Consider the following 2,694-nt stretch of genomic DNA (forward strand, 5'->3'; position numbering starts at 1 on the left):
CCGGGTGCCCGGTGCTCCCGCGGTGTGGGTGGGTCCTAGGCGGCCGGGACCTTGTCGAGGAAGCCGTAGACGCCCTTGATCCGGCCCGCGTCGTCGGTGACGATGACGTCGAAGCCGATGGCGATCGGCTCGGCGCCCGGCTCGGTCACCAGGCCCCACTGGAAGCGGGCCTGGTTGTGGTGGGCGTCGACGCTGCCGTGGAGTTCGAAGGTGAGGCCCTTGAACTGGTCGCGGGCACCGGCCACCACGGCCCCGAAGCCCTCGTGGCCCTCGACCGCCGCGAGCGGGTCGATGTACGGGGCATCGGCGGTGAACAGCTCGGCGATGGCCGCGGCACGCTTGTCGGCGTCCGCCTCGTTCCAGATGTCGAGGTAGCGGGAGACGGTGGTGGTCAGGTCGCTCATGCGGGATTTCTCCTCTGTGACGTGCTTGACTTGTTCATCCGACAGGTGGCTCGGTACGGGTTTCAGGGGGCGGTCGGCGCCCAGACCGGGAGGGCTCCGGGGAGCACCTCGAAGGTGGCCGAGGCGCCGATGCCGTGCTGGTACTCGCCGTCGTGCTCCAGCGGCAGCCGCCGGCCGTCGGTACGCTCGACGGTGATCGTGCGGCCGCGTGCGTACACGGTCGCCGGGTGGTCCATGTGCGCGGCGTCCAGGGTCAGTCCGGGCACGTCCGCCGCCGCGACACCGCCGCCGATCACGCAGACGTCGAGCAGTCCGTCGTCCAGCAGCGAGTCGGGCAGCACCAGGAACCGGCCGCCGCGGTAGCGGCCGCCGCCGACGTTGGCGAGGACCGTGGGGCCCTCGTGAACGACGCGGCCGTCCACGACGACCCGGCCCGGGTACGGGGCATAGCCGGCGGCCGTGTCCGCGAAGGCGCGGGCGTAGCGCTCCCGGCCGGTCAGCGGCAGGCCCTTGGCGGTGATCAGCGCGTCGGCGATCACCCCCGAACAGGCGCCCAGATAGACGTAGTTGCGGGTCTCGCTGAGGCGGGCCAGGTCCAGACGGCGCAGGCGGGCGCTGCCGCCGATGCCGTAGTCGGTCAGGATCGCCTTCAGGGACTGGCTCCAGGGACGGTCGCCCCACAGCATCTTGTAACCGGAGTTGCCGGTGCCGCCCGGCACCACGGCCAGGGACGCGCGGCCGCCGGCGGGGACGAGCCCCTGGACGACCTCACGGACCGTACCGTCCCCGCCGATCGCGACGACCAGGTCCGGGGCGGCGTCCGTCCGCTCCAGTGCCCGGCGTACGGCGACGGTCGCATCCCCCGGCGCGCTGGTCGCGTGCAGCTCGGTGCGCTCCAGGCAGGACTCGCACAACTCCCTGACCTGACGCACCAGTTCGGGACTGTGGCTGCCGGAAGCCGGGTTGGCCAGGATCAGGGCCCGGGTGGGCCCCGGGGCTGCGGTGTCTGCCATGACGAGCGTTCTCCTCACATCGGACGCACCGGTGGCGGACCGGGTCGGCAACGAGGTGGGTCCCCCCTCGCACGAGCGAGTCCGGAGGACCGGGTCCGACCGGGTTCGGGCGAGGAGGAGCGTGCGACACGGACGACTCTGCCAAGGCCGCCTGACCCGGCACTGACACACGGCTGACGCCGTGGGGGGTCCCTGGCGGCGACGGGGATCGCGTCAGTCTGCGATCAGCGTGCCGGGGTCGAATGGGTGTGCGGTGCGCCGACGGCATCGGCTCGCGGCCGCGCGTACCGGCGTTCGTACCGACCAACCACGGGGTGAGACCGACATGACCAATCCGAACCTGCCCAGCAGCCGCTACACGTCCGAGTTACGCCGGGAGACGGCCCGCTTCGCCGAGGCCGGCCGGGGGATCCCGCTGTCCGAGCCCGTCACGACGTGTCCGGGGTGGACGCTGGGCGACCTGGTGCGCCATGTGCGCCAGGGCCACGACTGGGCGACGACGATCCTGACCACCCGGAGCACCGAACTCGTCCTGCCCGGTGCCGACGGGTCGGCCTCCGAGGGCGACATGAGCTGGACCGAGCGAGTGGCCGAACTCGGATCGCAGGAAGCCGCCCAGGAGCGCCACATCGCGGATCCCGCGCTGCGCGCGCGGTTCCTCGCCGAGGGCGCGGACCGGCTGGTGGAGGCGCTCGACGGCGTGGGCCCCGAGGTGCCGATCTGGGCACCGCACGGGCGGCAGAACAAGGAGTTCTGGCCGCGCTGGGCGGTGTTCGAGACCACCGTGCACCGGGCCGACGTGTACCTGATGGCCGGCCTGCCGTTCGCGCTGGACAACGATGTCGCCCTGGACTGTGTGGACTTCTGCGTGAGCGCCTTCGGGGCGCCCGCGGCCAGGCCGTTCCTCTCCCCGCTGTTCTCGCAGGTGCCCCGCGGCGGTGAAACGCTGAGCCTGCGGTCGACCGAGCCGTCCACGGGCGGTGCCTCGAACTGGCTGATCACCTGCGCCCCCGACGGGGTGCGGGTCACCCGGAACGCCGCGGACTCCGACGCGGCCGATGCCACCGTGGTCGCCACGCCCTCGGATCTGCTGCTGGTGGTCAAGGGGCGGCTGCGGCCCGAGAACCCGCGCACGACGGTGCTGGGCGACCGCGTGCTGCTGGACTTCTGGCTGAGCCACGCCATCTCCTGACCGCCCGGCAGAAGCACATGACGGTGAGCACACCGACCGGGTCGGTGTGCTCACCGTCATGCCTGCGTATGGGGGTGGGGGCGAG

At 72.5% G+C, this 2,694-nt stretch carries 3 protein-coding genes; 1 reads left to right on the forward strand and 2 read right to left on the reverse strand.

From position 1 onward, the window contains the following. Window positions 1–35: 35 nt before the first annotated feature. Together AB0H32_RS47720 and AB0H32_RS47725 are read right to left on the reverse strand one after the other, a co-directional pair. The gene (locus AB0H32_RS47720) at window positions 36–404 is read right to left on the reverse strand and encodes a nuclear transport factor 2 family protein (RefSeq protein ID WP_361135827.1); all 369 of its coding nucleotides are present in this window, start codon (window positions 402–404) and stop codon (window positions 36–38) included. Window positions 405–466: 62 nt separating this feature from the next. After that, window positions 467–1,417 carry a diacylglycerol kinase family protein gene (locus AB0H32_RS47725; RefSeq protein ID WP_361135829.1) on the reverse strand — a complete coding sequence of 317 codons (951 nt, stop codon included), beginning with the start codon at window positions 1,415–1,417 and terminating at the stop codon, window positions 467–469. A gap of 325 nt (window positions 1,418–1,742) precedes the next feature. Here AB0H32_RS47725 and AB0H32_RS47730 point away from each other — a divergent pair, with 325 nt between their 5' ends. Next, the gene (locus AB0H32_RS47730) at window positions 1,743–2,609 is read left to right on the forward strand and encodes a maleylpyruvate isomerase N-terminal domain-containing protein (protein ID WP_361135832.1); all 867 of its coding nucleotides are present in this window, start codon (window positions 1,743–1,745) and stop codon (window positions 2,607–2,609) included. The last annotated feature ends 85 nt before the right edge of the window (window positions 2,610–2,694 follow it).

The sequence above is a fragment of the Streptomyces sp. NPDC020362 genome (assembly GCF_040642095.1).
In the GTDB taxonomy this organism is placed as follows: Bacteria; Actinomycetota; Actinomycetes; order Streptomycetales; family Streptomycetaceae; genus Streptomyces.

Coding starts and splice junctions, on each gene's coding strand:
- AB0H32_RS47720 (WP_361135827.1), bottom strand. CDS start 404: ATGAGCGACCTGACCACCACCGTCTCCCGCTACCTCGACATCTGGAAC.
- AB0H32_RS47725 (WP_361135829.1), bottom strand. CDS start 1,417: ATGGCAGACACCGCAGCCCCGGGGCCCACCCGGGCCCTGATCCTGGCC.
- AB0H32_RS47730 (WP_361135832.1), top strand. CDS start 1,743: ATGACCAATCCGAACCTGCCCAGCAGCCGCTACACGTCCGAGTTACGC.